At 37.0% G+C, this 23545-nt stretch carries 24 protein-coding genes; 14 read left to right on the forward strand and 10 right to left on the reverse strand.

Annotation, left to right across the window (positions count from 1 at the left end; translation table 11 throughout):
* The first annotated feature begins 44 nt into the window (after positions 1 to 44).
* The 4 genes from putA to KTJ10_RS01495 all read left to right on the forward strand — a co-directional run bounded on the left by putA (position 45) and on the right by KTJ10_RS01495 (position 6047).
* Positions 45 to 3797, forward strand: coding sequence for a trifunctional transcriptional regulator/proline dehydrogenase/L-glutamate gamma-semialdehyde dehydrogenase (gene putA / locus KTJ10_RS01480; RefSeq protein WP_262441166.1), 3753 nt, complete (start codon positions 45 to 47; stop codon positions 3795 to 3797).
* Positions 3798 to 3901: 104 nt separating this feature from the next.
* Positions 3902 to 4369, forward strand: coding sequence for a GrpB family protein (locus tag KTJ10_RS01485; protein WP_199976707.1), 468 nt, complete (start codon positions 3902 to 3904; stop codon positions 4367 to 4369).
* A 113-nt stretch (positions 4370 to 4482) separates the two neighbouring features.
* Positions 4483 to 5568 (forward strand): tRNA (uridine(54)-C5)-methyltransferase TrmA, encoded by a 1086-nt coding sequence (gene trmA, locus KTJ10_RS01490; RefSeq protein ID WP_262441167.1) that lies wholly within the window; start codon positions 4483 to 4485, stop codon positions 5566 to 5568.
* Positions 5569 to 5816: 248 nt separating this feature from the next.
* Complete coding sequence (locus KTJ10_RS01495; protein WP_000011679.1) at positions 5817 to 6047, forward strand: hypothetical protein; 231 nt, start codon at positions 5817 to 5819, stop codon at positions 6045 to 6047.
* 35 nt (positions 6048 to 6082) lie between these two features.
* On the opposite strand, the gene KTJ10_RS01500 is transcribed toward KTJ10_RS01495, so the two are convergent.
* Positions 6083 to 6829, reverse strand: coding sequence for a phosphodiester glycosidase family protein (locus KTJ10_RS01500; RefSeq protein ID WP_262441168.1), 747 nt, complete (start codon positions 6827 to 6829; stop codon positions 6083 to 6085).
* Positions 6830 to 7022: 193 nt separating this feature from the next.
* Here KTJ10_RS01500 and KTJ10_RS01505 point away from each other — a divergent pair, with 193 nt between their 5' ends.
* Positions 7023 to 7613 (forward strand): lecithin retinol acyltransferase family protein, encoded by a 591-nt coding sequence (locus KTJ10_RS01505; RefSeq protein WP_262441169.1) that lies wholly within the window; start codon positions 7023 to 7025, stop codon positions 7611 to 7613.
* Positions 7614 to 7659: 46 nt separating this feature from the next.
* Here the strand turns inward: KTJ10_RS01505 and KTJ10_RS01510 are convergent, their stop codons facing one another.
* Positions 7660 to 8250, reverse strand: a complete 591-nt coding sequence (locus KTJ10_RS01510) for a YceI family protein (RefSeq protein ID WP_061875498.1) — start codon at positions 8248 to 8250, stop codon at positions 7660 to 7662.
* A 214-nt stretch (positions 8251 to 8464) separates the two neighbouring features.
* Between KTJ10_RS01510 and KTJ10_RS01515 the strand changes: the two genes are divergently transcribed.
* Positions 8465 to 8872, forward strand: coding sequence for an OsmC family protein (locus KTJ10_RS01515; RefSeq protein WP_262441170.1), 408 nt, complete (start codon positions 8465 to 8467; stop codon positions 8870 to 8872).
* A gap of 54 nt (positions 8873 to 8926) precedes the next feature.
* On the opposite strand, the gene tkt is transcribed toward KTJ10_RS01515, so the two are convergent.
* Entirely contained in the window at positions 8927 to 10915 is a 1989-nt protein-coding gene (gene tkt, locus KTJ10_RS01520) for a transketolase (protein ID WP_262441171.1), read from the reverse strand.
* Between the two features lie 536 nt (positions 10916 to 11451).
* Between tkt and metK the strand changes: the two genes are divergently transcribed.
* Positions 11452 to 12618: a methionine adenosyltransferase gene (metK, locus tag KTJ10_RS01525; RefSeq protein WP_005069601.1), complete on the forward strand. Its 1167-nt coding sequence runs from the start codon at positions 11452 to 11454 to the stop codon at positions 12616 to 12618.
* A 127-nt stretch (positions 12619 to 12745) separates the two neighbouring features.
* Here metK and KTJ10_RS01530 read toward each other — a convergent pair whose 3' ends face one another.
* Positions 12746 to 12994, reverse strand: a complete 249-nt coding sequence (locus tag KTJ10_RS01530; protein WP_002121448.1) for a hypothetical protein — start codon at positions 12992 to 12994, stop codon at positions 12746 to 12748.
* A gap of 259 nt (positions 12995 to 13253) precedes the next feature.
* Here KTJ10_RS01530 and KTJ10_RS01535 point away from each other — a divergent pair, with 259 nt between their 5' ends.
* Positions 13254 to 13445, forward strand: coding sequence for a hypothetical protein (locus tag KTJ10_RS01535; RefSeq protein WP_170247746.1), 192 nt, complete (start codon positions 13254 to 13256; stop codon positions 13443 to 13445).
* 68 nt (positions 13446 to 13513) lie between these two features.
* On the opposite strand, the gene KTJ10_RS01540 is transcribed toward KTJ10_RS01535, so the two are convergent.
* Positions 13514 to 14080 carry an FxsA family protein gene (locus tag KTJ10_RS01540; RefSeq protein ID WP_017386799.1) on the reverse strand — a complete coding sequence of 189 codons (567 nt, stop codon included), beginning with the start codon at positions 14078 to 14080 and terminating at the stop codon, positions 13514 to 13516.
* A 411-nt stretch (positions 14081 to 14491) separates the two neighbouring features.
* Here KTJ10_RS01540 and blaOXA point away from each other — a divergent pair, with 411 nt between their 5' ends.
* Positions 14492 to 15313 carry an OXA-213 family carbapenem-hydrolyzing class D beta-lactamase gene (blaOXA, locus tag KTJ10_RS01545; RefSeq protein WP_262441172.1) on the forward strand — a complete coding sequence of 274 codons (822 nt, stop codon included), beginning with the start codon at positions 14492 to 14494 and terminating at the stop codon, positions 15311 to 15313.
* A gap of 79 nt (positions 15314 to 15392) precedes the next feature.
* Here blaOXA and KTJ10_RS01550 read toward each other — a convergent pair whose 3' ends face one another.
* Both KTJ10_RS01550 and KTJ10_RS01555 read right to left on the reverse strand, forming a co-directional pair.
* Entirely contained in the window at positions 15393 to 15938 is a 546-nt protein-coding gene (locus tag KTJ10_RS01550) for a GNAT family N-acetyltransferase (RefSeq protein WP_213688374.1), read from the reverse strand.
* Complete coding sequence (locus KTJ10_RS01555) at positions 15935 to 16528, reverse strand: helix-turn-helix domain-containing protein (RefSeq protein ID WP_262441173.1); 594 nt, start codon at positions 16526 to 16528, stop codon at positions 15935 to 15937. The genes KTJ10_RS01550 and KTJ10_RS01555 overlap by 4 nt, the downstream gene beginning before the upstream one ends.
* A 197-nt stretch (positions 16529 to 16725) precedes the next feature.
* Between KTJ10_RS01555 and ruvC the strand changes: the two genes are divergently transcribed.
* Entirely contained in the window at positions 16726 to 17271 is a 546-nt protein-coding gene (gene ruvC, locus KTJ10_RS01560; protein ID WP_002121356.1) for a crossover junction endodeoxyribonuclease RuvC, read from the forward strand.
* A 9-nt stretch (positions 17272 to 17280) separates the two neighbouring features.
* On the opposite strand, the gene KTJ10_RS01565 is transcribed toward ruvC, so the two are convergent.
* Positions 17281 to 18738, reverse strand: coding sequence for an NAD(P)H-hydrate dehydratase (locus KTJ10_RS01565; protein ID WP_262441174.1), 1458 nt, complete (start codon positions 18736 to 18738; stop codon positions 17281 to 17283).
* A 26-nt stretch (positions 18739 to 18764) separates the two neighbouring features.
* Between KTJ10_RS01565 and queG the strand changes: the two genes are divergently transcribed.
* Together queG and bioB are read left to right on the forward strand one after the other, a co-directional pair.
* Positions 18765 to 19865, forward strand: coding sequence for a tRNA epoxyqueuosine(34) reductase QueG (gene queG / locus KTJ10_RS01570; protein WP_262441175.1), 1101 nt, complete (start codon positions 18765 to 18767; stop codon positions 19863 to 19865).
* Between the two features lie 87 nt (positions 19866 to 19952).
* Positions 19953 to 20942 (forward strand): biotin synthase BioB, encoded by a 990-nt coding sequence (gene bioB, locus KTJ10_RS01575; protein ID WP_017386794.1) that lies wholly within the window; start codon positions 19953 to 19955, stop codon positions 20940 to 20942.
* Between the two features lie 48 nt (positions 20943 to 20990).
* On the opposite strand, the gene KTJ10_RS01580 is transcribed toward bioB, so the two are convergent.
* Together KTJ10_RS01580 and KTJ10_RS01585 are read right to left on the reverse strand one after the other, a co-directional pair.
* Positions 20991 to 21203, reverse strand: a complete 213-nt coding sequence (locus tag KTJ10_RS01580) for a hypothetical protein (protein ID WP_262441176.1) — start codon at positions 21201 to 21203, stop codon at positions 20991 to 20993.
* A 63-nt stretch (positions 21204 to 21266) separates the two neighbouring features.
* Positions 21267 to 21617 (reverse strand): hypothetical protein, encoded by a 351-nt coding sequence (locus KTJ10_RS01585; protein WP_017386793.1) that lies wholly within the window; start codon positions 21615 to 21617, stop codon positions 21267 to 21269.
* Positions 21618 to 22026: 409 nt separating this feature from the next.
* On the opposite strand from KTJ10_RS01585, the gene KTJ10_RS01590 reads away from it, so the two are divergent.
* Positions 22027 to 22599 (forward strand): fimbrial protein, encoded by a 573-nt coding sequence (locus KTJ10_RS01590; RefSeq protein ID WP_262441177.1) that lies wholly within the window; start codon positions 22027 to 22029, stop codon positions 22597 to 22599.
* A gap of 73 nt (positions 22600 to 22672) precedes the next feature.
* Positions 22673 to 23416: a molecular chaperone gene (locus tag KTJ10_RS01595; protein WP_017403195.1), complete on the forward strand. Its 744-nt coding sequence runs from the start codon at positions 22673 to 22675 to the stop codon at positions 23414 to 23416.
* The last annotated feature ends 129 nt before the right edge of the window (positions 23417 to 23545 follow it).

Below are 23545 nucleotides of genomic sequence, written 5' to 3' on the forward strand. Positions count from 1 at the left end.
TCTACTCAAGATGAGTTTACGAGAGCTGGTTGGCGGAAACAGATATGAACACAATGGATACTTTTCATCAAATGGATAAATCTCACCAAGGCTATATCACCGAATTTAACGATAAAAGTGAGTTTGAACAACGCATTAATACAGCTTGGCGACGTGCTGAACCAGAAGCTGTAGAAGAGCTATTACAAGCTGCTGCGGTATCTGATGATTTAGATCATAAAATTTATGACCTAGCTTTTAATCTTGCTAATAATTTACGTGAACGCAAGACCTCTTCGGGTAAAGCAGGTATTGTTCAAGGGTTATTACAAGAATTCTCTCTTTCTTCACAAGAAGGCGTGGCGCTCATGTGTCTTGCCGAAGCTTTGCTTCGTATTCCAGACTCAGCAACACGTGATTTGCTTATTCGAGATAAGATCAATCAAGGTAACTGGAAAGAACACGTTGGCCAAAGCAGCTTAATGTTTGTAAATGCTGCGGCATGGGGCCTCATGTTAACTGGTAAGCTCATGGAAACTCCTAAGCAAACCAGTCTTTCAAGTGTACTTACTGGCCTTTTAGCACGCAGTGGACGTGGCATCATTCGTAAAGCTGTTGACGTTGCAATGCGTATGATGGGTGAACAGTTTGTGACTGGTGAAACCATTGAAGAAGCTGTAGATCATGCGAAAGTACTCGAAGACAAAGGTTTCCGCTATTCTTACGATATGTTAGGTGAAGCAGCTTTAACCGAACATGATGCTGAACGCTACTTTAACGATTACACACAAGCCATTCATGCAATTGGTAAAGCATCTAATGGTAAAGGCGTTTATGATGGCCCAGGTATTTCAATTAAGCTTTCTGCTTTACACCCTCGTTATCAACGCGCACAAATTGAACGTGTTCATCAAGAACTTTACGGCAAAGTATTTGAACTCGCTCGTTTGGCTAAAAAGTACAATATTGGCTTAAATATCGATGCTGAAGAATCAGAACGTTTAGAAATTTCTCTTGAGTTACTTGAACGTCTTTGCTTCGAGCCAGAACTTGCAAACTGGAAAGGTATTGGCTTCGTTATTCAAGCTTATCAAAAACGCTGTTTCTTCGTGGTTGATTATATTATTGACCTTGCTAAACGCAGCCAAAAGCGTCTCATGATTCGTCTTGTGAAAGGTGCATATTGGGATAGCGAAATTAAGAAAGCGCAAATCGAAGGTATGGATGACTACCCTGTCTTTACCCGTAAAGTACATACAGACTTATCTTATATCGCGTGTGCTAAAAAATTACTTACAGCACCTGAGTTCATCTATCCTCAATTTGCAACCCATAATGCTCAAACATTGGCAACGATCTATCATTTAGCTGATCCAAGCAAATATTATGCTGGTCAATATGAATTCCAATGCTTACATGGCATGGGCGAACCGCTTTATGAACAAGTTGTTGGTCCACGTGAGCAAAATAAATTAGGCGTACCATGCCGTATTTATGCACCCGTTGGCAACCATGAAACGTTGTTAGCTTATTTAGTACGTCGTTTACTCGAAAATGGTGCGAATACTTCATTCGTTAACCGTATTGCCGATAAGACACTTAAAGTTGAAGACCTTATCCAGTCTCCAATTTACGATATTCGCCATGCAGCTAAGCTTGAAGGTTCAGTTGGCTTAAAACATCCATCTATTCCTCTACCTTTAGATATGTACGGAACACTTCGTAAAAACTCTAAAGGTTATGATTTAGCAAACGACACTCCACTTGCAGCTTTAGATCGTACAGCTCAAGAATTACGTAATCGTATTTGGCAAAGTCATCCATTATTGGCAAATAATGAGTCGTTAGAGCAAGGTCATTCTGTTGCAATTACAAACCCTGCACAAAATGATGAAATTGTTGGTTATGTGCAAGAAGCTGATCTTAAGCATGTTGAAATTGCGCTTAATGCAGCTGAACAAGCTCAATCAGAATGGTCAAATACGCCTAAAGAACAGCGTGCTCAACACTTAAAACGTGCAGCTGACATAATGGAAAGCCGCATTCAAGAATTGATGGTTTTGCTTTGCCGTGAAAGTGGGAAAACTTATGCCAATGCGATTGCAGAAGTTCGTGAAGCTGTAGATTTCTTACGTTATTACGCAACTCAAGTTGAGAATCTTCCTGCAAATACAGCTATTCAGCCTTTAGGTACTGTGCTTTGTATTAGCCCGTGGAACTTCCCTCTTGCAATTTTCTCTGGCCAAATTGCTGCAGCATTAGTCAGTGGTAACTGCGTTATTGCTAAACCTGCTGAACAAACCCCATTAATCGCAGCTCAAGCAGTTCAGATTTTATGGGAAGCTGGTATTCCACATGGTGCTGTACAGCTACTTCCTGGCCGCGGTGAAACAGTAGGTGCTCAGCTTAGCCAAGATAGCCGTATTGATGGCATCATGTTTACTGGCTCGACTGAAGTTGCAAAAATTTTACAGAAGACCGTTGCAAAACGTTTATCTGAAAATGGTCAATCTATTCCGCTCATTGCAGAGACTGGCGGTCAAAATGCAATGATTGTTGACTCATCTGCTTTAACTGAACAAGTTGTATTAGATGTTGTAAGTTCTGCTTTTGATAGCGCGGGTCAACGTTGCTCTGCTTTACGTATTTTATGTGTGCAAGAAGACAGTGCTGCAACCGTTATTAAAATGCTTAAGGGCGCAATGCAGCAGTTGATTGTAGGTAACCCTGCGATTTTAAAAACTGACATTGGTCCTGTTATTGATGACGAAGCAAAACAGACGATTGATCAACACATCCAAAAAATGAAGTCGAAAGGCTATCCAGTACATCAGTTGATGTTTGGTTCAACAAGCCAGAATGAACTAGATAAAGGAACCTTTGTTGTACCAACAGCAATTGAACTCCCTAATCTTGATGACTTGCAGCGCGAAGTTTTTGGTCCAGTTCTACACATCATTACCTATAAGTATGGTGAGCTTGAGCAATTGATCTCACGTATTAATGCCAAAGGTTATGGTTTAACAATGGGTCTGCATACCCGTATTGATGAAACCATCCAAACGGTCATTCAACATGCTGAAGTTGGTAACCTTTATATCAACCGTAATATTGTTGGTGCTGTCGTTGGTGTACAACCATTCGGTGGTGAAGGTCTATCTGGTACAGGCCCGAAAGCTGGTGGTCCGCTTTATATGTACCGCTTAATGCAGCAGTGTTCAAACAAAGTATTGGCAACACCATTTGCTATGAAGAATGAGCAAACTGCTTTTGAAGGCTTTAACCGAGAGGTTTATCAGAGCTTACAAAATTGGGCGACACAACATTTACCACAAGCAAATCGTGAAATTGAACCATTTGGTGTTGGTAAATTCTATGAGTTACAAGGTCCTACTGGGGAAAGTAACCAATATATTATTTTGCCACGTCATCGTGTTCTTTCTATCGCTGATACAGAACAAAATCAGTTGCATCAGTTGCTCGCAATTTTTGCAGTGGGTAGCCAAGCGGCCGTATTGCCAAATAGTCCGTTATTGGCAAAATACAAACAAACATTGCCAAAAGATGTGCTTGCAGCAATTACTACTGTTAAAAACATCACATCAGATGATTTTGATGCAGTTTTACACCATGGTAACCGTGAAGAAATCTTCTCATTACAACAAGAAGTTGCTACGCGTTCTGGCGCAATTGTTGGTATTACTCACGTTGAGCCGAATGAGAATATTCCACTTGAGCGTTTAGTGATTGAACGTGCAATTAGTGTGAATACAGCTGCAGCTGGTGGTAACGCAAGCTTAATGACAATGACTGATTAATATATAACTTTCTAAAAAGCCCAAATCTCAGTATTTGGGCTTTTTTATTTAATAAAGTAATCTACTCTTAAATATATAGATTTTATCAATTCGAGATTTTAATAATGATCTTTTTAGAACCAGAACAATATCAAGAAAGATGCGCTCAGCTTTTTAATTCATATCAAAAAGACATTTCCACACTTCTACCATTTGCCAAAATTGAGCATATTGGTTCATCTGCTATACCGAATGCAATCTCAAAAGGTGATTTAGATATTTATATTGAAGTTATGCCTGAACAATTTGAATTCGCAATAGAACAATTAAAAACACTTAACTTTATCGAAAAACAAAATACGCTAAGGACACATGAGCTTTGCATGCTCGAATCACTCAACAATGATGATGTTGCATTTCAAATTGTAGTATCTGGTTCAATATTCACTTTTTTCTTAGCCTTTAAAAATAAGCTTATAAACTCACCCACGCTGGTTAATGAATATAATGAATTAAAATTACAGTGTAGCCATTTAGACCCCGATCAATATAGAACAATAAAATCAGATTTTATTAATCGTGTTTTAAATTAGTTCCAGTTTAGATACCTCCTTTCTCTTATGAATATCTGGTTAAAATTGGCTCCTGTAAGTTCAATTTTTTTGATACCATTCATTATTTGATTCTGTCTAAATTTTCTTTGTCTATGACCTCTTCTTATCGTCAACAACTTCAATCTAAAATTGAACGCATTACTACTCAATTTTCTGAATTTACACCACCTACATTAGAAGTGTTTGAATCACCTGAACAACATTTCCGTATGCGTGCTGAATTTCGTATCTGGCATACAGAAAATGATATGTTCTATGCCATGTTTGAGCGTAACGATGACGACAAGCAAAAAACCGTTGTACGCATTGATGAGTTTCCAATTGCAGATCAAAGCATCAATGATTTAATGCCAAAACTTTTGGAAGAACTCAAGGCTGAGCCTAAGCTTTCTAATCGTGTATTTGAAGCTGATTTCCTCGCGACACTTAGCGGAGAAATGTTGGTTACCCTAATTTATCACCGTAAACTGGATCAAGAATGGGAACAAGCCGCTAAAGCGCTTGCCAATAAATTAGATATTAAGATTATGGGCCGTAGTCGTGGCCAGAAAATTGTTATTGGCGATGATTTCGTCGTTGAAGAATTCGAACTTTTAAATCGTTCATTTAAATACAAGCAAATCGAAAGTAGCTTTACCCAGCCTAATGCACAAGTTTGCAAAAAAATGCTGCAATGGGCATGTGATGCAGCTGAAGGATCAAAGAAACACTTGTTAGAACTCTATTGTGGTAATGGTAATTTTACGCTTCCACTCTCTTTAAAGTTCGAACGAGTGCTTGCTACTGAGCTTGCAAAATCATCTGTTTATGCAGCTCAATGGAACATAGAACAAAACCAAATTGATAATATTCAAGTAGCACGTCTCTCGGCTGAAGAGTTTACTCAAGCTTATCAAGGTGAGCGCGAATTCCGCCGTCTACATGAAGCGAATATTGATATTCAGAGCTATGACTTTGACACTGTATTTGTAGATCCACCACGTGCAGGAATTGATGATGAGACTTTAAAACTTTTACAAGGTTTTGAACGTATTATCTACATTTCATGTAACCCTGAGACGTTATATGAAAACTTAAAAACACTCAGTCAAACTCATCGAGTGACTAAATTCGCCTTATTTGATCAGTTCCCTTATACGCATCATGTCGAGTCTGGTGTTTTACTTGAGAAGATTTAAACAAAATCTTTCATTGTAAAGTTTTAAATAAGGAGGTTACATACCTCCTTATTTTTTAACGTTTTATTAGTTAAGTATTTAAATTTTCAAAAAATATCAAGTCATCTATTCGTCATAATTTCGTTTAACTCAAGCATTCCCATCGAAAATTCTCGAGTTCAATTGGTGGATTTATCACTTATGGAGTCTTGTATTTTATTTTAAATTGGCTATATTTCGAGCTATGTTAGGTTGTATATGAAGGCTCTATGAGTTTTTGGCAAAAGCTGTTCTTGGCAGATCAACAGCATAACGAGCATAAAAACCAAACTGCTTGTGTTGAAAATGACTGCTCATGTAAAACTAATGAACAACTTCTAAGTGCACTTGCACAAGCAACAGATGAAGATGTCATTAAGGGAATTAAGAAAGTTCTTATTTCCCGTGGTTATAGCCGAAAAGAGTTAAATGAACTCACTCAAAAACCATCTATTCATTAATTAAAAAGCCAGTCTTGTACTGGCTTTTTTATATTTCACTTTAATGCACAACTGGACTCGCCTACCCAACCGACCATTGGTCCCATTTGAAATTGCTGATCATTCCGTCTGTTCTTTTGCAGATATAAACTAGAAATAGAACCATCGAGATATAAAGCTTGCTCTACTTTAAGGTTTCTTTGAAAAAACTCGGCAAAATTATAGAAATTCACCCTATTTTTCGATATTACAAAGTAAAGTTTATTATCTCGAATACCAACTCCATTACGAATTTTCTTTGATTGAGAGTCTGGTAAAAAAAGGGAATTTATCTTTCCATCAATAACTAACATTGGCCCAGATTGGGTTGCATAATAAACTTTCAAATTTTGTCGGCTATATTGTTGCGTAGTTAAAACAAAGGCCTGTTTTTTATTCCAAGCTAATACACCATTCGGCTGTAAAAAGAAATTTCCCAATCCTTTATGCTCATTTAAGGGTTGAATTATCTTAGCCTTTTCAACATATAGCCCTACGGGAGAAAATCCTATATGAAACATCCCTGCATTCATTGCAAAGTTAAGTTGCTCGCACTGCTTTAATTGCTCCTGAACATTGTTAAAGCTTTTGTAATATTGTTGATTATGAGGATTTCTTAAAAACAGGCGCAATGCTTTAAAATCGCTGATAGAGACCACATCGTATTGATCACCTTCTACTGTTTTAACTTGCTGATGTTCTATAGCATATGCAGACTGAAATAAAAACCAATACAAAGCTAAGCACCCGACGACCCATTTCATTTAACATCACCTGACATGACATTTTTCCTTCATATTAAATTCTTAAATTATATACAAGAAATATGAATAGATTGGATATGCATCAAACTCATTCATCCGACGTAATCAATACACTCCAAATTGCTGATATTGGTTATAATGTTTAGCAGCTTTTCAATAAAAGCCATTTACACTTTATTGGATCAGCGTAAGCATGCAACAACCGAATAAACACTACCCTTTAGGGGCTCACCTCATCGTAAAGCATCTCGGCTATAGCCATCATGGTATATATGCAGGGAGAGGTCGAGTTATCCATTATTCCGGCTTAGCTCATTTCATCAAAAAACACCCGATTGAAATCACCTCAATAGATGCGTTCTCACATGGCAAAAAAATACACGTTCGTTCTTATGACAGACCTCGTTATAAAGGAAAGATTGTCGTTCGCCGAATGCGCTCACGTATGCATGAAAATCACTATCATTTGATTATTAATAATTGCGAACATCTATGTAGTTGGGCAATTACTGGTATTGAAAGTAGCACCCAAGTTGAACGTATGATGCACCGCTTAACGACTATTGGTTATGTAAGCTCAATCATGAGCTATATGAATGGTATGATGCTGACCGTTGCAACTACATGTTTTGCTCTGGTTCTTTATATTAAAAAGAAACTGCGGGATCAGGCAAAAAGAAAAGTTCCTACTTACCAGTTCCTAAGAGAAAAATCTCAGAAAAGAAATATCGATCCTTCAGCACCCCTAGTATTTATAGATCCAGATAAAAAAGAGCCTGTCTAAATAAAAAAGCCCTCATTTTTGAGGACTTTTTTAGAAAACTTATAACTTATTTTTTAGCTGCATTAGCGGCAGTTGCTTCAGTCGTAATGTTTACAGTGATCTTATCACCAACGTTCGGCACATAGTTACCTAAACCAAAGTCAGAACGCTTGAATGAAGTTGTAGCATTAAAACCAATCGCTGGAACTTTAGCCATTGGATGCTCGCCTTGCTTGTTTAAAACAGCGTCAAGTACAACAGGTTTAGTTACACCTTTGACAGTTAAGTCACCAGTAATTTTAAAGTGCTTTTTGTCTTTGGTTTCAACTTTAGTACTTTTAAACGTAATATTTGGATATTTAGCAGCATTAAACCAAGCTTCTTCTTGGAACTCTTTATCTAAAGCAGGTACGTTTGTATTTACACTGCTTAAAGGAATAGTCACATTTACAGATGAGTTTGCTGGTTTAGCATTATCAACTTTAATTACACCTTGGATATCCGAGAAGTTAGCGCTTGGAGTAGAGAAACCAAAGTGATTCCATGAGAAAACAGTAGCTGTATGTGTTGGGTCAATTTTGTAGTCTACTGGCGCAGCTAAAGTAACTGAACTAGCCAATGCTACTGCCAAACCGAAGCTTAATGTTTTAAGATGCATTTTTCGTATCCTTTATTGATATAGTCGTTAGTGTATACATCAAGTAATTTAATTCACCATTCTTTATAAAACGATATGTTTCATCCATGCAACAATAAAAGCGTTACAGTTATTATTTAAAACCCATATTATAAAGTATCGGTACTATCATCCGTGTCCGAATTCTAAAATTTCGTTTTTACTTCAAATTTATTGATGAATAATAAGGTAAAACATGGCTAATACTGCTCAAGCACAAAGTACTTCTACCCCATATCGAGTAACTCTCACCGATCCTTCGGGTCATCAATGGTTTGCAGATGAACCAACTGATAAAGGTGGTCTAGATACTGCCCCAAACCCAGTGCAAATTTTATTATCGGCTTTAGGTGCTTGTACCACCATTACATTAGAGATGTATGCGAATCTTAAAGATATTAAGCTTGATCATGTTCAAGTAGATTTAGCATTAAACCCAAATGGCGAACCTGAAAAAGGCCAAAACAATATTGAACGGAAAATTACACTCAAAGGTGAATTTAGTGAAGACCAGCATAAGCGATTATTAAAAGTTGCAGAGAATTGCCCTATTCATAAGTTATTAACCTCTCAGATTAATATCCAAACAGAACTCACCATCTAACTTCTCAAATAAAAAAGCGCTCTAGATAGAGCGCTTTTTACACTACTTTAATATTTAAGCAGTTAATTCTTTTACTGCTGCAACAACAGCTTCAGTGGTAATACCAAAGAATTGGAACAAATCTTTTGCTGGTGCAGACTCACCATAAGTTGTCATACCAATTACTTTGCCATCAAGACCAACAAACTTCCACCAGTAATCAACATGAGCCGCTTCAACAGCAACACGCGCACGGATATGAGCTGGTAATACTGCTTCACGGTATGCGGCATCTTGCTTCATAAATTCTTCTGCACATGGCATAGAAACTACACGCACACCTTCAAGTTGTGCATAAGCTTCCATTGCTAAAGAAATTTCAGAACCTGTTGCAATAATAATTGCTTTTAATTCGCCTTTTTCTTGAGCAAGTACATAACCACCTTTTGCAGCATTTTGAATTTGCTCTTCAGAACGTGTTTGGAATGGTAAGTTTTGACGAGAGAAAATAAGTGCTGTAGGGCCATCTTTGCGTTCTAGAGCAGATTTCCAAGCAATTGCAGTTTCTACAGTATCCGCAGGACGCCATGTATTTAAATTCGGTGTACCACGCAATGAAGCAATTTGTTCAATCGGTTGGTGAGTTGGACCATCTTCACCCAGACCGATTGAGTCATGTGTATAAACATGAATTACACGTTGTTTCATTAATGCAGACATACGTACTGCATTACGTGCATATTCCATAAACATTAAGAATGTTGCAACGTAAGGAACGAAACCGCCATGTAATGCAACGCCATTAGCGATCGCAGTCATACCGAATTCACGTACGCCATAATATACGTAGTTACCAGCTGGGTTTTCTTGAACACCTTGGCAACCTTTCCAAAGTGTTAAGTTAGAACCTGCTAAGTCAGCAGAACCACCTAACAATTCAGGTAATAAAGGACCAAATGCTTGTAATGTATTTTGGCTTGCTTTACGTGTTGCAATTGTCTCGCCTTTCGCGTTTGTTTCACGAATGAAAGCATCGGCTTGGGCTGCAAATTCTGTTGGTAAATCACCACTGATACGACGAAGTAATTCAGCTGCTTCAGTTGGATATTTTGCTTGATATTGTGCAAATATCGCATTCCAAGCTGCTTCAGATTCACTACCTTTTGCTTTTGCATCCCATGCAGCATATACGTCAGCAGGAATAATAAATGCGTCTTCGTTCCAGCCTAATGCTTCACGAGTTAAAGTAATCTCATCTTTACCTAATGGCGCACCATGACAGTCTTCTTTACCCTGCTTATTTGGTGAACCTAAACCAATAATCGTTTTACACATAATGATTGTTGGTTTTTGAGTTTCAGCTTTTGCTTCAATTGTCGCTTGACGAATCGCATCGGCATCATGACCATCTACACGAAGAACTTGCCAACCATAGGCTTTGAAACGCTCTTCTGTATCGTCGCTGAACCAGCCTTCTACTTCACCATCAATTGAAATGCCATTATCATCATAATAAGCAATCAATTTACCAAGTTGTAATGTGCCAGCTAAAGAACATACTTCGTGAGAAATACCTTCCATTAAGCAGCCATCACCTAAGAAACAGTAAGTGAAATGGTCAACAACTTTTAAATCATCTTTATTAAATTGAGCAGCCAATGTTTTTTCTGCTAAAGCAAAACCAACAGCATTAGCAATACCTTGACCTAAAGGACCAGTTGTCGTCTCTACACCCGGTGCATAGCCATATTCAGGATGGCCAGGAGTTCTAGAATGCAATTGACGGAACTGTTTTAAATCTTCAATTGAAAGATCATAACCTGTTAAATGAAGCAAAGCATATTGCAACATTGAGCCATGGCCATTTGATAAAACGAAACGGTCACGGTTTGCCCATTGTGGATTTGTTGGGTTGTGATTTAAAAACTCACGCCAGACGACGTCAGCAATATCTGCCATCCCCATTGGAGCACCTGGATGCCCTGAGTTTGCTTGTTGCACAGCATCCATTGCCAATACACGAATTGCATTTGCAATACGACGTTCGTTTAAAGGGGTCGTCATAGATCAGAATCCAATTTTAATAGATTGATGAAAAGAAGAAGATGAATAACCATTCAATGCCGCTATATTGTCTTAAAAAAAAGGCTTAGGGTAAACCCCAACACGGTATATTTCTTTATTTTTAACCGTTTCTTGGTTACACAAAAAACATTTGAATCTTTTAGTTATACAAAACAGTGTTTATTTTTCTGCACAATGACTAAATGTAAGAGCATTTATCTGGTTAGCTTTTGATATATCGATAAAATCTTTAGCCAATCCTGTATGCGTTGATCATGTTTCTTTACTTTAAAATTCAAATTCTGATATTTAAGATTTTTATTAAGTTATATGTTTAAAAAACACACTAGCAACAAGTTGTTAAAATATAAATACTTTAAATTAAAGCTTTCTATATCAATTTTGCTAATACACTTATCAATTAAAACACACTATAAATGAAATAAATTCATGCTTTTTAGTCAGTATGAACTGGTCCTTAAGCTCAAGTCGATGTAACATATTATGTCTTTTGAAATAACCAAGATAGGACTTTCATGCGCGAGTACGCTGTTTTTACCTCGGAATCTGTAAGCGAAGGTCATCCCGATAAAATGGCCGACCAAATTAGCGACGCTATTTTGGATGCAATCTTAAAAGAAGACCCATACGCACGTGTTGCTTGTGAAACACTGGTAAAAACAGGCGCTGTTGTACTTGCTGGTGAAGTAACAACGACTGCTAATATTGATGTTGAAGCTGTTGTTCGTAATACTGTTAACGGTATTGGTTATCACCACTCTGATCTTGGCTTTGATGGATCAACGTGTGCTGTAATCAATATGATTGGTAAACAATCACCTGAAATTGCTCAAGGTGTAGACCGTCAAAAACCAGAAGATCAAGGTGCTGGTGACCAAGGCCTAATGTTCGGTTATGCAAGCCGTGAAACAGACGTGCTTATGCCTGCGCCGATTTCTTATGCTCACCGCTTAATGGAGCGTCAAGCTGAACTTCGTCGTTCAGGTGCCCTTCCATGGTTACGTCCAGATGCAAAGAGCCAAGTTACTTTTGCCTATGAAAATGGCAAGCCTGTACGTCTAGACGCTGTTGTTTTATCTACTCAGCACGATCCTGAAATTTCTCAAAGCCAGCTTAAAGAAGCAGTTATTGAAGAAATTATTAAACCGATCATTCCTGCTGAAATGTTCCATGCAGCTACTAAGTTCCACATTAACCCAACAGGTATGTTCGTTATTGGTGGCCCTGTAGGTGACTGTGGTTTAACAGGCCGTAAAATTATTGTTGATACCTACGGTGGTATGGCTCGTCACGGCGGTGGTGCCTTCTCTGGTAAAGATCCATCTAAAGTTGACCGTTCTGCTGCTTATGCTGGTCGTTATGTTGCAAAAAATATTGTAGCTGCTGGCCTTGCTGATAAATGTGAAATTCAAGTGAGTTACGCAATTGGTGTAGCAGAACCTACTTCGATTTCAATTAATACCTTTGGTACAGCAAAAGTTTCTGATGAGTTGATTATTCAACTTGTACGTGACCATTTCGATTTAAGACCGTTTGGTATTACTCGTATGTTGGATCTTCTTCAACCAATGTACAAACAAACTGCGGCTTATGGTCACTTTGGTCGCGAAGGTTCAGACTCTGCATTTACTTGGGAAAAAACTGATAAAGTTGATGCCCTTAAAGATGCTGCTGGCCTCTAAAACAAAATCGTAAAAAGCCCGCCATTGAGCGGGCTTTTTTATTTATAGTTCAAATTTTATGGTATGTGGGGTTTAATCTTCTAGCAATCATCCTTGACGCCATATCATTTTTAGCTGTAATCAGAATCTATTGTCTTGTCGTTTTATCATCCTGATTTAATACATCCAGTAAAGTTGACTGCGTTGGAGTATCTTGATGATTCTGGATATAAATATGGACAACTTTAAATACAACGACAACCGCCAAACAAGCCATCACACAAAACATCCATAAGCCATACGGGCTTCGAATATGTTGTGAACCACAATATGGACATGATTTATCAGTCGATGCCACAACTTTGTCGCAACACGCACAATGGTATTGATATAGCATAGGTAACCCTCCTTCCCTCATTTCAACCGTTGTTGTTTTAATAGGTTTGCTACATTTTTTAATTTATACATCCTTTATATTTATCCTATGTGAAATGAATAGATAATTCAATCTGGATGAACAATTGAGTCAATTAAAAAATATTAATTAAAAACATATATATAAGTTAAATATTATTTTTATAGGACTATTTTTCTTATTTTGATATTTTGCCAAATTTGTTAAAATAAGCGAATAATCTCACATTTTAGGCAAATGCATGTCACATACAAAGCTCATTAATAAAGGTGGCTTTCGCGAACGAGCCAACCGAAGCCGAGGTTATCAACAATCTGAAAATAAGCAAACAGCCTTAGCTTCAAACAAATACCAACCTCAAACAAAACCACAAGAAAGCCCAACTGAATTGGCTCAACCAGATTCTGCTGCGACTGAATCTCTAACTAAATAATTTATATCTTCTTAAAAAATAAAAAAGGCCTAAACTTTGGAGGTTTAGGCCTTTAGATAAGGTCTTTATTAATCCTTATTTTTATGTTCAATTTTCTTATGGTCTGGAGTGACTTCTCGTGCTTCTCCATCAATAATGCTTGAATCACGGTATTGACCTTGACTACCACCACCTTGTTGATTCTGCATATCTTGCATTTGGCGCATTAGATCAGCAAATGGGTTTTGCCCCCCCATATTACCGCCCATACCACCCATCATTTTTTCCATCATAGCTTGTTGGCGTTTTGCGAGAGTTCTCATCGCTATATTACGGAAAGCAGTTTGAACACCAGGGATCAAAATTAAAACCGCTAAAACATCAGAAACAAGACCTGGCAACATTAATAAGAAACCTGCAAAAGCATAAGCAAGTTTTTTAGTTACTGCCGGATCATTACCGAGTTGGCCAGTCATCTGCATTTGCTGTAATTGAGGCATAATACCAGCAGTACTTCTGCGAATAAGTCCTAAACCAATAAAGAAAGCAAGAATGAACCAAAAGAATACATACCATCCACTGATGAACTGTGCTACGCCAATCCATACAGCAATTTCAACAATCGCGCCCAGAACTACAATAAGAAGTAAATTCATGTAAAACTTTATCTATCTCAAAAAGAAAATTCATTGCAGTTTATTTGCCCCAACCCTATCGAAACAGCCAGAGTCTGCAATACTAGAGTACATTTGATTTTAACTCGATAAAAACAAACATGCTTTATTATTAATGAGTGCTGTATCAAGTTTATCAAGTGCAACTTTAATCAGATTTTAATTTTTTTTACTCTAGTTAAACGGAAAGCCCTCAAAAAAGCAGTTTTTAGCACAACAAAAACTTAGGTTCTTAGAAAATTTGGACGTATTTCTTTGTTTGTATAGTTTTTTATGAAATTTAAAAAGTAGCTATGGGTATAGAGTTTCCTAAATAACTTACATTTTTTCTATCTAAAAGTACCTCTATTCAAGTTAAATTAAAGAATAACTCTTTTAAAGCTACATAGACTCATGACTAAAAAAGCTCTTTTCTTTGCCATTGGTACGATGTTTTTATCGGCGTGTTCTTTTAATACCGTAGAACAACATCAAATACAGTCAATTTCTACCAATAAAAACTCAGAGAAAATTCAATCATTGTTTGATCAAGCACAAACTACAGGTGTTTTAATTATAAAACGTGGCCAAACAGAGGAAGTCTATGGTAATGATCTTAAAAGAGCATCAACCGAATATGTTCCTGCCTCTACCTTTAAAATGTTAAATGCTTTGATCGGCCTTGAGCATCATAAAGCAACACCAACTGAAGTGTTTAAATGGGATGGGCAAAAGCGTTTATTTCCCGATTGGGAAAAAGACATGACATTAGGCGATGCTATGAAAGCTTCTGCTATTCCAGTTTATCAGGAACTAGCTCGACGAATTGGCCTTGATCTTATGTCTAAAGAGGTAAAGCGTATTGATTTCGGTAATGCTGATATTGGTTCAAAAATAGATAATTTTTGGCTTGTTGGCCCACTTAAAATTACACCTCAACAAGAAGTACAGTTTGCTTATAAATTAGCCCACAAAACTCTTCCCTTTAGCAAAAATGTGCAAGAACAAGTTCAATCTATGGTGTTCATAGAAGAAAAAAATGGACGAAAAATTTATGCTAAAAGTGGTTGGGGATGGGATGTTGAACCACAAGTTGGTTGGTTTACAGGCTGGGTGGTTCAACCACAAGGAGAAATTGTAGCGTTCGCACTTAATTTAGAAATGAAAAAAGGAATACCTAGTTCTATTCGAAAAGAAATTGCTTATAAAGGATTAGAACAATTAGGTATTTTATAATTTAGACCCTATAGCCCAATTTAATTTCATCATCATGAACTGGGCTATTTTAAAACTTGAAAATTGAAAACCTTATTATTTATCCGTCAACTGGCGTATGCGGTGTATTTAAATTTAACTGATAGAAAGCAGCATCGAGCCACTGGCCAAACTTAAAACCGACTTGCTTAAAAGTACCTGCATGGATAAAGCCCATTTTTTCATGTAAACCAATACTTGCTTGATTGGTTGCATCGATACAGCCTATCAATACATGCAAATCTGCCTCTTGAGCACGCTTAATCAATTCATGCATTAGAATTTTGCTTAATCCGCCACCACGATGTTCATGATGAATGTAAATACTATGTTCGACCGTATATTTAAAGGCAGGAAAAGCTCTAAAGGTTCCCCAGCTTGCAAAACCTAATAACTTATTTGTCTCATCTACAATACCAATCACAGGAAAACCATTTTCTCTTTTAACTGCAAACCAACTTTTCATTGACTCTTCAGAGCGCGGCAAATAGTCATACAAAGCGGTAGAATTGATAATTGCTTCATTCAAAATATCTAATATAGCCTTTGCATGTGTAGCTTCATGACAATCAATTAAACGTAAATTTGGATTAAGATTTTTAATCATGAAGATTCCTTAAGAACAGAGACGAGCTCATTACATACAACTAAAATATAGCGAGCGGTTTTAGAAGAAGGATTGCTGTATATGATCGGTTGACCTAATTGCATCGCCAAACAATCACCCTCATGTAAAGCATAAAAGTTTTCACCCAATTGAATATCGATTTGCCCCTCAATTACCCAAATCTGCTGTAATACAACCTTAGAATTTACACTTGTTTCATACGTAACTCGAGACTGAGCAGGAAATTCAATTTCAACGATTTGAAATGGAGATTTCCAATTTGGAGGGGAAACTTGACGACGAATATACCCTGTTTCTGGATCTTTCCATTGTGATTGTTGATTACGTCGCACCATAGGTTGAGGCGATTGAGTATTCTGTAGGCAATCAAATAGCTGAGTCAAAGGCACTCCTAAACCATTTGCCAGCTTTTCAAGGACAACAGCTGTAGGACTCGCTTCTCCTCTTTCAATGAGTGAAATTGCAGAACGGCTTACCTGACATCGACTAGCAAGAACATCTAGAGTATATCCACGCGCTAGACGTATTTCACGCACTTGCTGCGCAATGCGAATATTAATATCTTCCATCTACCGATAAAATTTAATTCCAAAATTATAGATAAGTATTCCACTAAAATAGAATTACATCAAATTATTTTAAAGATATAAATTAGTCCCATAAAAACCGAAAAATAACCATTCATCGCAGCATTCTTTAAATTACGCATGCAGAACCTTTTTGGCTATGTAACAATACTCTCTAAACTATTTATATAAGTCTTCACATGGCACTGATTATTGGTATTGACCCAGGTTCACGCTTAACAGGTTATGGAATCATTGAAAAAGATGGTAGTAAACTGCGTTTTGTTGATGCCGGTACAATCCGAACAGAAACTCAAGAAATGCCAGAACGCTTAAAACGTATTTTTGCAGGCGTTGAGCGAATTGTGAAATTTCATGGTCCAACTGAAGCTGCGGTTGAGCAAGTCTTTATGGCTCAAAACCCAGACTCTGCCTTAAAACTAGGACAAGCGCGTGGTGCTGCCATAGCCGCATTAGTGAATTTAGATTTACAAGTTGCAGAATATACTGCCCGTCAAATTAAACAGTCTGTGGTTGGTTATGGCGCTGCCGATAAAGAACAAGTCCAAATGATGGTGATGCGATTACTTAATTTGACCATTAAACCTCAATCCGACGCAGCCGATGCACTTGCTGCTGCTATCTGCCATGCTCATGCATCGGGAAGTATGAGCAAATTGTCTGTTTTAAACGCCTTAGGTGGTATGGCACGTGGACGAAGCCGCTCTAGCAGTCGTAGACGTTAAAAAAACTTATTAATTTACAAACTGAGTAATGGCTTGATTCATTTGGTAGGCCTGTAAACCACGCATACCACTTTTTGCTAAGAGGTCTCCAGCTTGAGCATGAAGGGCAACAATCTCATGTAATGTAATACCTTTGTGGAACTGGGCTTTTAAGCTCGCAATCATTCCTGCTAATACATCCCCCATTCCACCAGTTCCCATACCAGCATTACCTTGCGTACAGATATACAATTTATCTTCTAAAATTAAGCTACCCGCTCCTTTAAGCACCCAATGGCCTGCATATTTTTGTTGTAAAGCATAAATTGCAGCAATTCGGTCATTTTCAATTTGCGCTGTTGAGCAACCAAGTAAAGTAGCAGCTTCTCCAGGATGAGGTGTGGCATAAATATGTGTATTTAACTTTTCAGGCTGTTTAGCCAGAAACCATAAAGCATCTGCATCTAAAACAACTTCTAGGCGTTTACTATGACTTAACAATTTAAACCATAGTTGGTAAATCTGCTTTGCCCAATCGTCACGGCCTAATCCCATTCCAAAGCATATTGCATCGACCTGAGATAGAATCTCTTTAATACTGTTTTCATCTAAGGCATTAATATCACGAAGCATAATATTAGGCGCCCGTGACAAAATAGCATGATGATGATTACGGTGACAAACCACCGTCACTTTGCCTGCTCCTGCATGAAAGGCCGCTTCAGCAGCCATAATAACTGCACCGCCCATTTGCTCATGTCCCCCCACCACTAAAACATGCCCGTAACTTCCCTTATGACCAAATGCCATACGCTGAGGAAGTTTAATATTTGTGGGTGACAAATAAGCTAAGGGTTTCAACTCGTGGTCTGTAGGAATTAAATTAATTAAATGAACTTGTCCGGCGTACTCTTTACCTTGTCCAGTAAATAGCCCTGCTTTAAGACCTAAAACAGTAAAGGTATGATTAGCTCTTACTGCACAGGGTAAGACTCGTCCTGTATTTGCTTGTAAGCCACTAGGTATATCAATCGAAATTTTTAGGCCCAGTTGTTCATTAAATATTTGTATCACTTGTTGCCAATCTATATTTAATTCTCTGTTTAAACCTATGCCAAATAAAGCATCAATATGACAATCAAATGTTCTTTTAATCTGAAAATTTGAGTGAATTGGGACTTTTATTTCTCTAGCAAATTGCGCTGCACAATGTAAATCGGCTGACTCACCCAATTGAGCAGCAAAGATTTCAACATTAAATCCAGCTTGTTTAAGGTAACTTGCTATAAAGTAACCATCACCTGCGTTATTACCCTGTCCACACCAGACCGCGATATTCTTAGTGGCATGATTTTCAAAAAGTACGATGAGCTGTTGAGTGATTGACCAAGCTGCTTGTTGCATTAAGCCTAATGATGAGTTTTGCGCAGCAAACCAGCGCCGCTCCCATGCTCGAATATCATCGCTATGGTAAACTACCGCCTGCATATTATTATCCTCTTGCATTTTGATTTATGACATCTTCCGACACATCACGCATTACAGTGCAACAAATTGATCCACATGAATTAAAAGCATGGATCAAAGCTCAAGCATTAGACTTGGGTTTTGCTGATTGTGTCATCGCAAAACCTGATGCTCAAGAGCAAATGCCACGTTTTTTGGAGTACATTGAACGTGGTTATCATGCAGATATGACCTATTTAGAAGAAAATCTAGAAAAGCGAGCTGATCCAACACTATTAGTGCCTGGCACAAAAAGTATTATTTGTGTCCGCATGAATTATCTTGTGGAATCTCCAAAACCCCGATATGTACCTTTGGAACCTAACTCTGCCATTATCGCCCGCTATGCACGTGGGCGTGATTACCATAAAGTCATGCGTGGCCGATTGAAAACTTTAGCAACACGAATTCGTGAAAAAGTTGGTGACTTTGAATCTCGTCCTTTTGCAGATTCGGCGCCTATTTTTGAGAAATCATTAGCTGAAAGTGCTGGAATGGGTTGGACAGGTAAACATACTTTGCTCATTCATAAAAAGTCTGGTTCTTTTTTCGTATTAGGTGAGCTATTTACTTCACTCGACCTACCTTTTGACGAGCCAGCCACAGCACATTGTGGTTCTTGTAGCGCTTGTATTGATATATGTCCAACACAAGCGATTGTCGAGCCCTATATGTTAGATGCAAGACGTTGTATTGCTTATTTAACTATCGAATATAAAGGAATTATTGCTGAAGAATTACGTACAGGTATTGGAAACCGAATATTTGGCTGTGATGACTGTCAGTTAATTTGTCCTTGGAATAGCTTTGCCAAAACAGCTTCTATTTCTGATTTTAATCCTAGACATGGATTAGATAATATTAGTCTACTTGACATCTGGCAGTGGGATGAAGCAACTTTTTTAGCCAATACGGAAGGTAGCCCTATCCGCCGCACAGGTTATCAATCATTTAAACGTAATATTGCAATCGGATTAGGAAATGCTCCTTATTCAAAAGAAATTGTAGATCAACTACAAAATGGCAAAAATTTACATGACGAGATCGTCAATGTGCATATTGATTGGGCAATTGAACAGCAACTTAATCAACTTCAGCTATCAAATTAAAAAAATGATGTTTTTTGCCCTATAGCTTTAATACGAATTCTGTATGATTATGTATAGTGAATTAATGCCATCATCATGGATATGACAATGACTCTACGTAATGATTGGAATCGTGAAGAAATCCAAGCTTTATATGAACAACCTTTTTTGGATTTAGTTTTCAAGGCTCAACAAGTACATCGTGAGCACTTCACTGCCAATTCAATTCAGGTCAGTACCCTTTTATCTATTAAAACGGGTAAATGTCCTGAAGATTGCAAATACTGCTCACAATCGGCACATTACGAATCAAAACTAGAAGCAGAAAAACGTATTGCTGTAGAAAAAGTGATTAGTGAAGCGAAAGCTGCAAAAGATTCCGGTTCTTCACGTTTTTGTATGGGTGCTGCTTGGCGTAACCCACATGAGCGCGATATGCCTTATGTTTTAGAAATGGTACGTGAAGTTAAAGCATTAGGTATGGAAACCTGTATGACTTTAGGCATGCTTAACCAATCTCAAGCAGAACGCCTAAAAGTTGCTGGTTTAGATTACTACAACCACAATTTAGATACATCTCGTGAGTATTACTCTCACATTATTAGTACTCGTACTTTTGATGATCGTTTAAATACCCTTGATTATGTTCGTCAAGCTGGTATGAAAGTTTGTAGTGGCGGTATTGTAGGTTTAGGCGAAACTCGTGAAGACCGAATTGGTTTATTACATGAACTAGCTACCCTACCAATTCATCCTGAATCTGTGCCAATCAATATGCTTGTTCCAATTGAAGGAACACCTTTAGCTGATGTTGAAAAGCTTGATGTTATTGAGTGGATTCGTACTATTGCTGTGGCGCGTATTATCATGCCGCATAGCTATATTCGTTTGTCTGCTGGTCGTGAGTCATTAAGTGATTCAGATCAAGCATTAGCATTTATGGCAGGTGCAAACTCATTATTCTCTGGTGATAAACTACTGACCACACCAAATGCCGGTGAAGGTAAAGACCAAGCTTTATTTAATAAACTAGGTTTAACGGCTGAAAAACCAAAGCCAACAGTTGCTGATTTATCAGTAGATGCAATGAGTGCTTAACTCAAGTTAAAAATTTAAAAGCCCTGATCATTCAGGGCTTTTTTTTATTTATATAGAAGTTACTAATATTCCGTAATTAGCATTCAGAAAGGTTCCGACTCGAATAATATCCTTTCCTGCTGCATGCGTTACTGTGAATTCTTGGCTCAACACATCAAAATTAAAAGAATCAAAAACATCTTGATGGTGTAAAAGCCAAGTCACTGTATCTGCTACATTCTCATCCGCAATATAAGTTAAGGCCTTAAAGTCTTTACTCATAAATAACTCTTAAAAATAAATTTTATGAATTTTATATGAGTTCACTCTACCTTAAAAGAAAATCTAAGCTGCTTTAGGATTTACTAACGAATGACCTGACAATAGACTTGCCAAGGCTTGAGGTGTAAATTCTAAAGAAAGTACATGATTTTTGAGATTGACTGAGTGCTTACTAATTAATGGAAGTAAGCCATCTTCTGTTTCAAAGACGTATTCATCTGCAATATTTAAAATACCTTCAAGGTTTGTCGTACTTGAAGCAAGATCATGACTAAAGATGTCATAAATCGTTTGCAAGTTAAATGTTGTTTGCTGCTCCGTCGGATGCTTGATGAGATAATCCTTTAAAAATAAAACCAATTTATGAGCAAAGAAAAAGTAATTAGGTTTATAGCTATACTTCATAGTATTCATGGAACTGAACTCCAGATTATCTTTTATTGAATTACAACTAAAACAGTAGGAATTGAACCTTAAAAAATTCTTAAAAAATTAAATATATTTATAAGATACACACAAAACAATTTTATCATTCAAAAACAATTACTTAATCAAAAATATTAGATATATATTATCTTTAATATTTTAAAATTTCATTAATTCAATAGAATACAATTACTTAGATATTACTATTTTTTAAAATCTATTTTAAATAAAAACTAATTAATTACTCTACCAAATAATAAAAAATAAATTTTTTAATTTTTATTAATAAAAATAATTTATCAAAATATATATAAATATAATGTTTTTCTTGTTTTTTGATTGAAAAGTGATATATTTCCTTCGCCTTACTTAATCAGAATAAACTTACTGAAAAGTAATGGATTTTATTTTAAAAAGCTATTCTGGGGATTTTATGAAAAAATTTATTTTGGTGGCGACAGTTTCTCTCTTAAATATAACAAATGCACAAGCAGCAGATGGCACAATTACTATTAATGGTCTTGTCACGGATAATACTTGTACTATTGATACTGGAGATAAAAATTTAACAATCAATTTGCCTACTGTTTCATCTCAAACCTTAAAAAATGCTGGTGATGTAGCTGGTCGCACACCTTTTCAAATTAACTTAACGAACTGTGCTGCTGCAGGTAAAGTCGCAACTTATTTTGAACCAGGCGCAACCGTGGACTTTAATACGGGTCGTTTATTAAACCAAGCAACTTCTGGTGCAGCAACAAATGTGAATATTCAGTTACTTGGCAGCAATAACACTGTAATTCCAGTACTTTCTACAGGCACAAATGAAACTCAAACGAATTCCCAATGGGTAAATGTTTCAACAGGCGGTAGTGCCGATCTTAACTATTATGCTGAATATTATGCTACAGGTGCTTCTACTGCTGGTACGGTAACATCGCAAGTAAAATACACGATTATTTATCAATAAAATTAAAATTGAAGCTTCTATTCATGAATAGAAGCTATTTCCTACCTATTATTTGTTATTGAGAATATGACTGATGCTTTTTCGTGGTCGTAAATTTTTTTGGGGATTAGTTTGTCTGCAAGTAGCGCTCACTACTACAGGTCATGCTGAGATTGTTTTACATGGTACTCGTGTCATTTATCCTTCAAATGCCCGTGAGATCACATTACAACTGAGTAATAACGGCACGGCCCCGTCTCTTGTTCAAGCATGGATCGATGATGGAAATGCAAAGTCAACACCAGATGAAACAAATGTACCTTTCATTATTACTCCACCAATTTCAAGAGTAGAAGCAACTAAGGGGCAAACTTTAAGAATTACAGCGTTGCCTACTACATCTCAACTAAGCCAACAACAAGAATCTATTTTTTGGCTTAATGTTTTAGATATCCCTCCTAAACCTGAAGGGAGAACTCAACAAGGTCAAACCACAACAACCTCTAACAATTTTTTGCAACTCGCTGTTCGTTCGCGAATTAAATTTTTTTACCGCCCTATAGATCTAAAAGAAAATATTGATCAACTAAGTGACAAAGTCGAGTGGAAAATAAATGATCAATATCTAATGATAAAAAATCCGACACCTTTTTTTCTTACTATTACCTCCATTTTTCAAGGAAGTGAAAGCCATAAAACAGACTTATTGCAACAAGGCTTAATGATTGCCCCTTATTCAGAGGATAAAATTAAACTAAAAAATAAAAACTTAGCAGATATGAGCTTTGTGTATATCAATGATTACGGTGGACGAGTTGAGCACCCAATAAAATTCTAACCTCATTGTATTTCTTAAGAAAATTTAAAACCTATCATGAGTAGGCTCTAGAACTATGTCTAAATGGTTTATACCTTATATATGTTTAAAAAGCCCCTTTACTTGTTATGTCGTCTCAAGTATTACGCT

Origin of the sequence: Acinetobacter sp. WU_MDCI_Abxc222, from assembly GCF_025514755.1 — a bacterium.
Classification (GTDB): Bacteria; Pseudomonadota; Gammaproteobacteria; order Pseudomonadales; family Moraxellaceae; genus Acinetobacter; species Acinetobacter geminorum.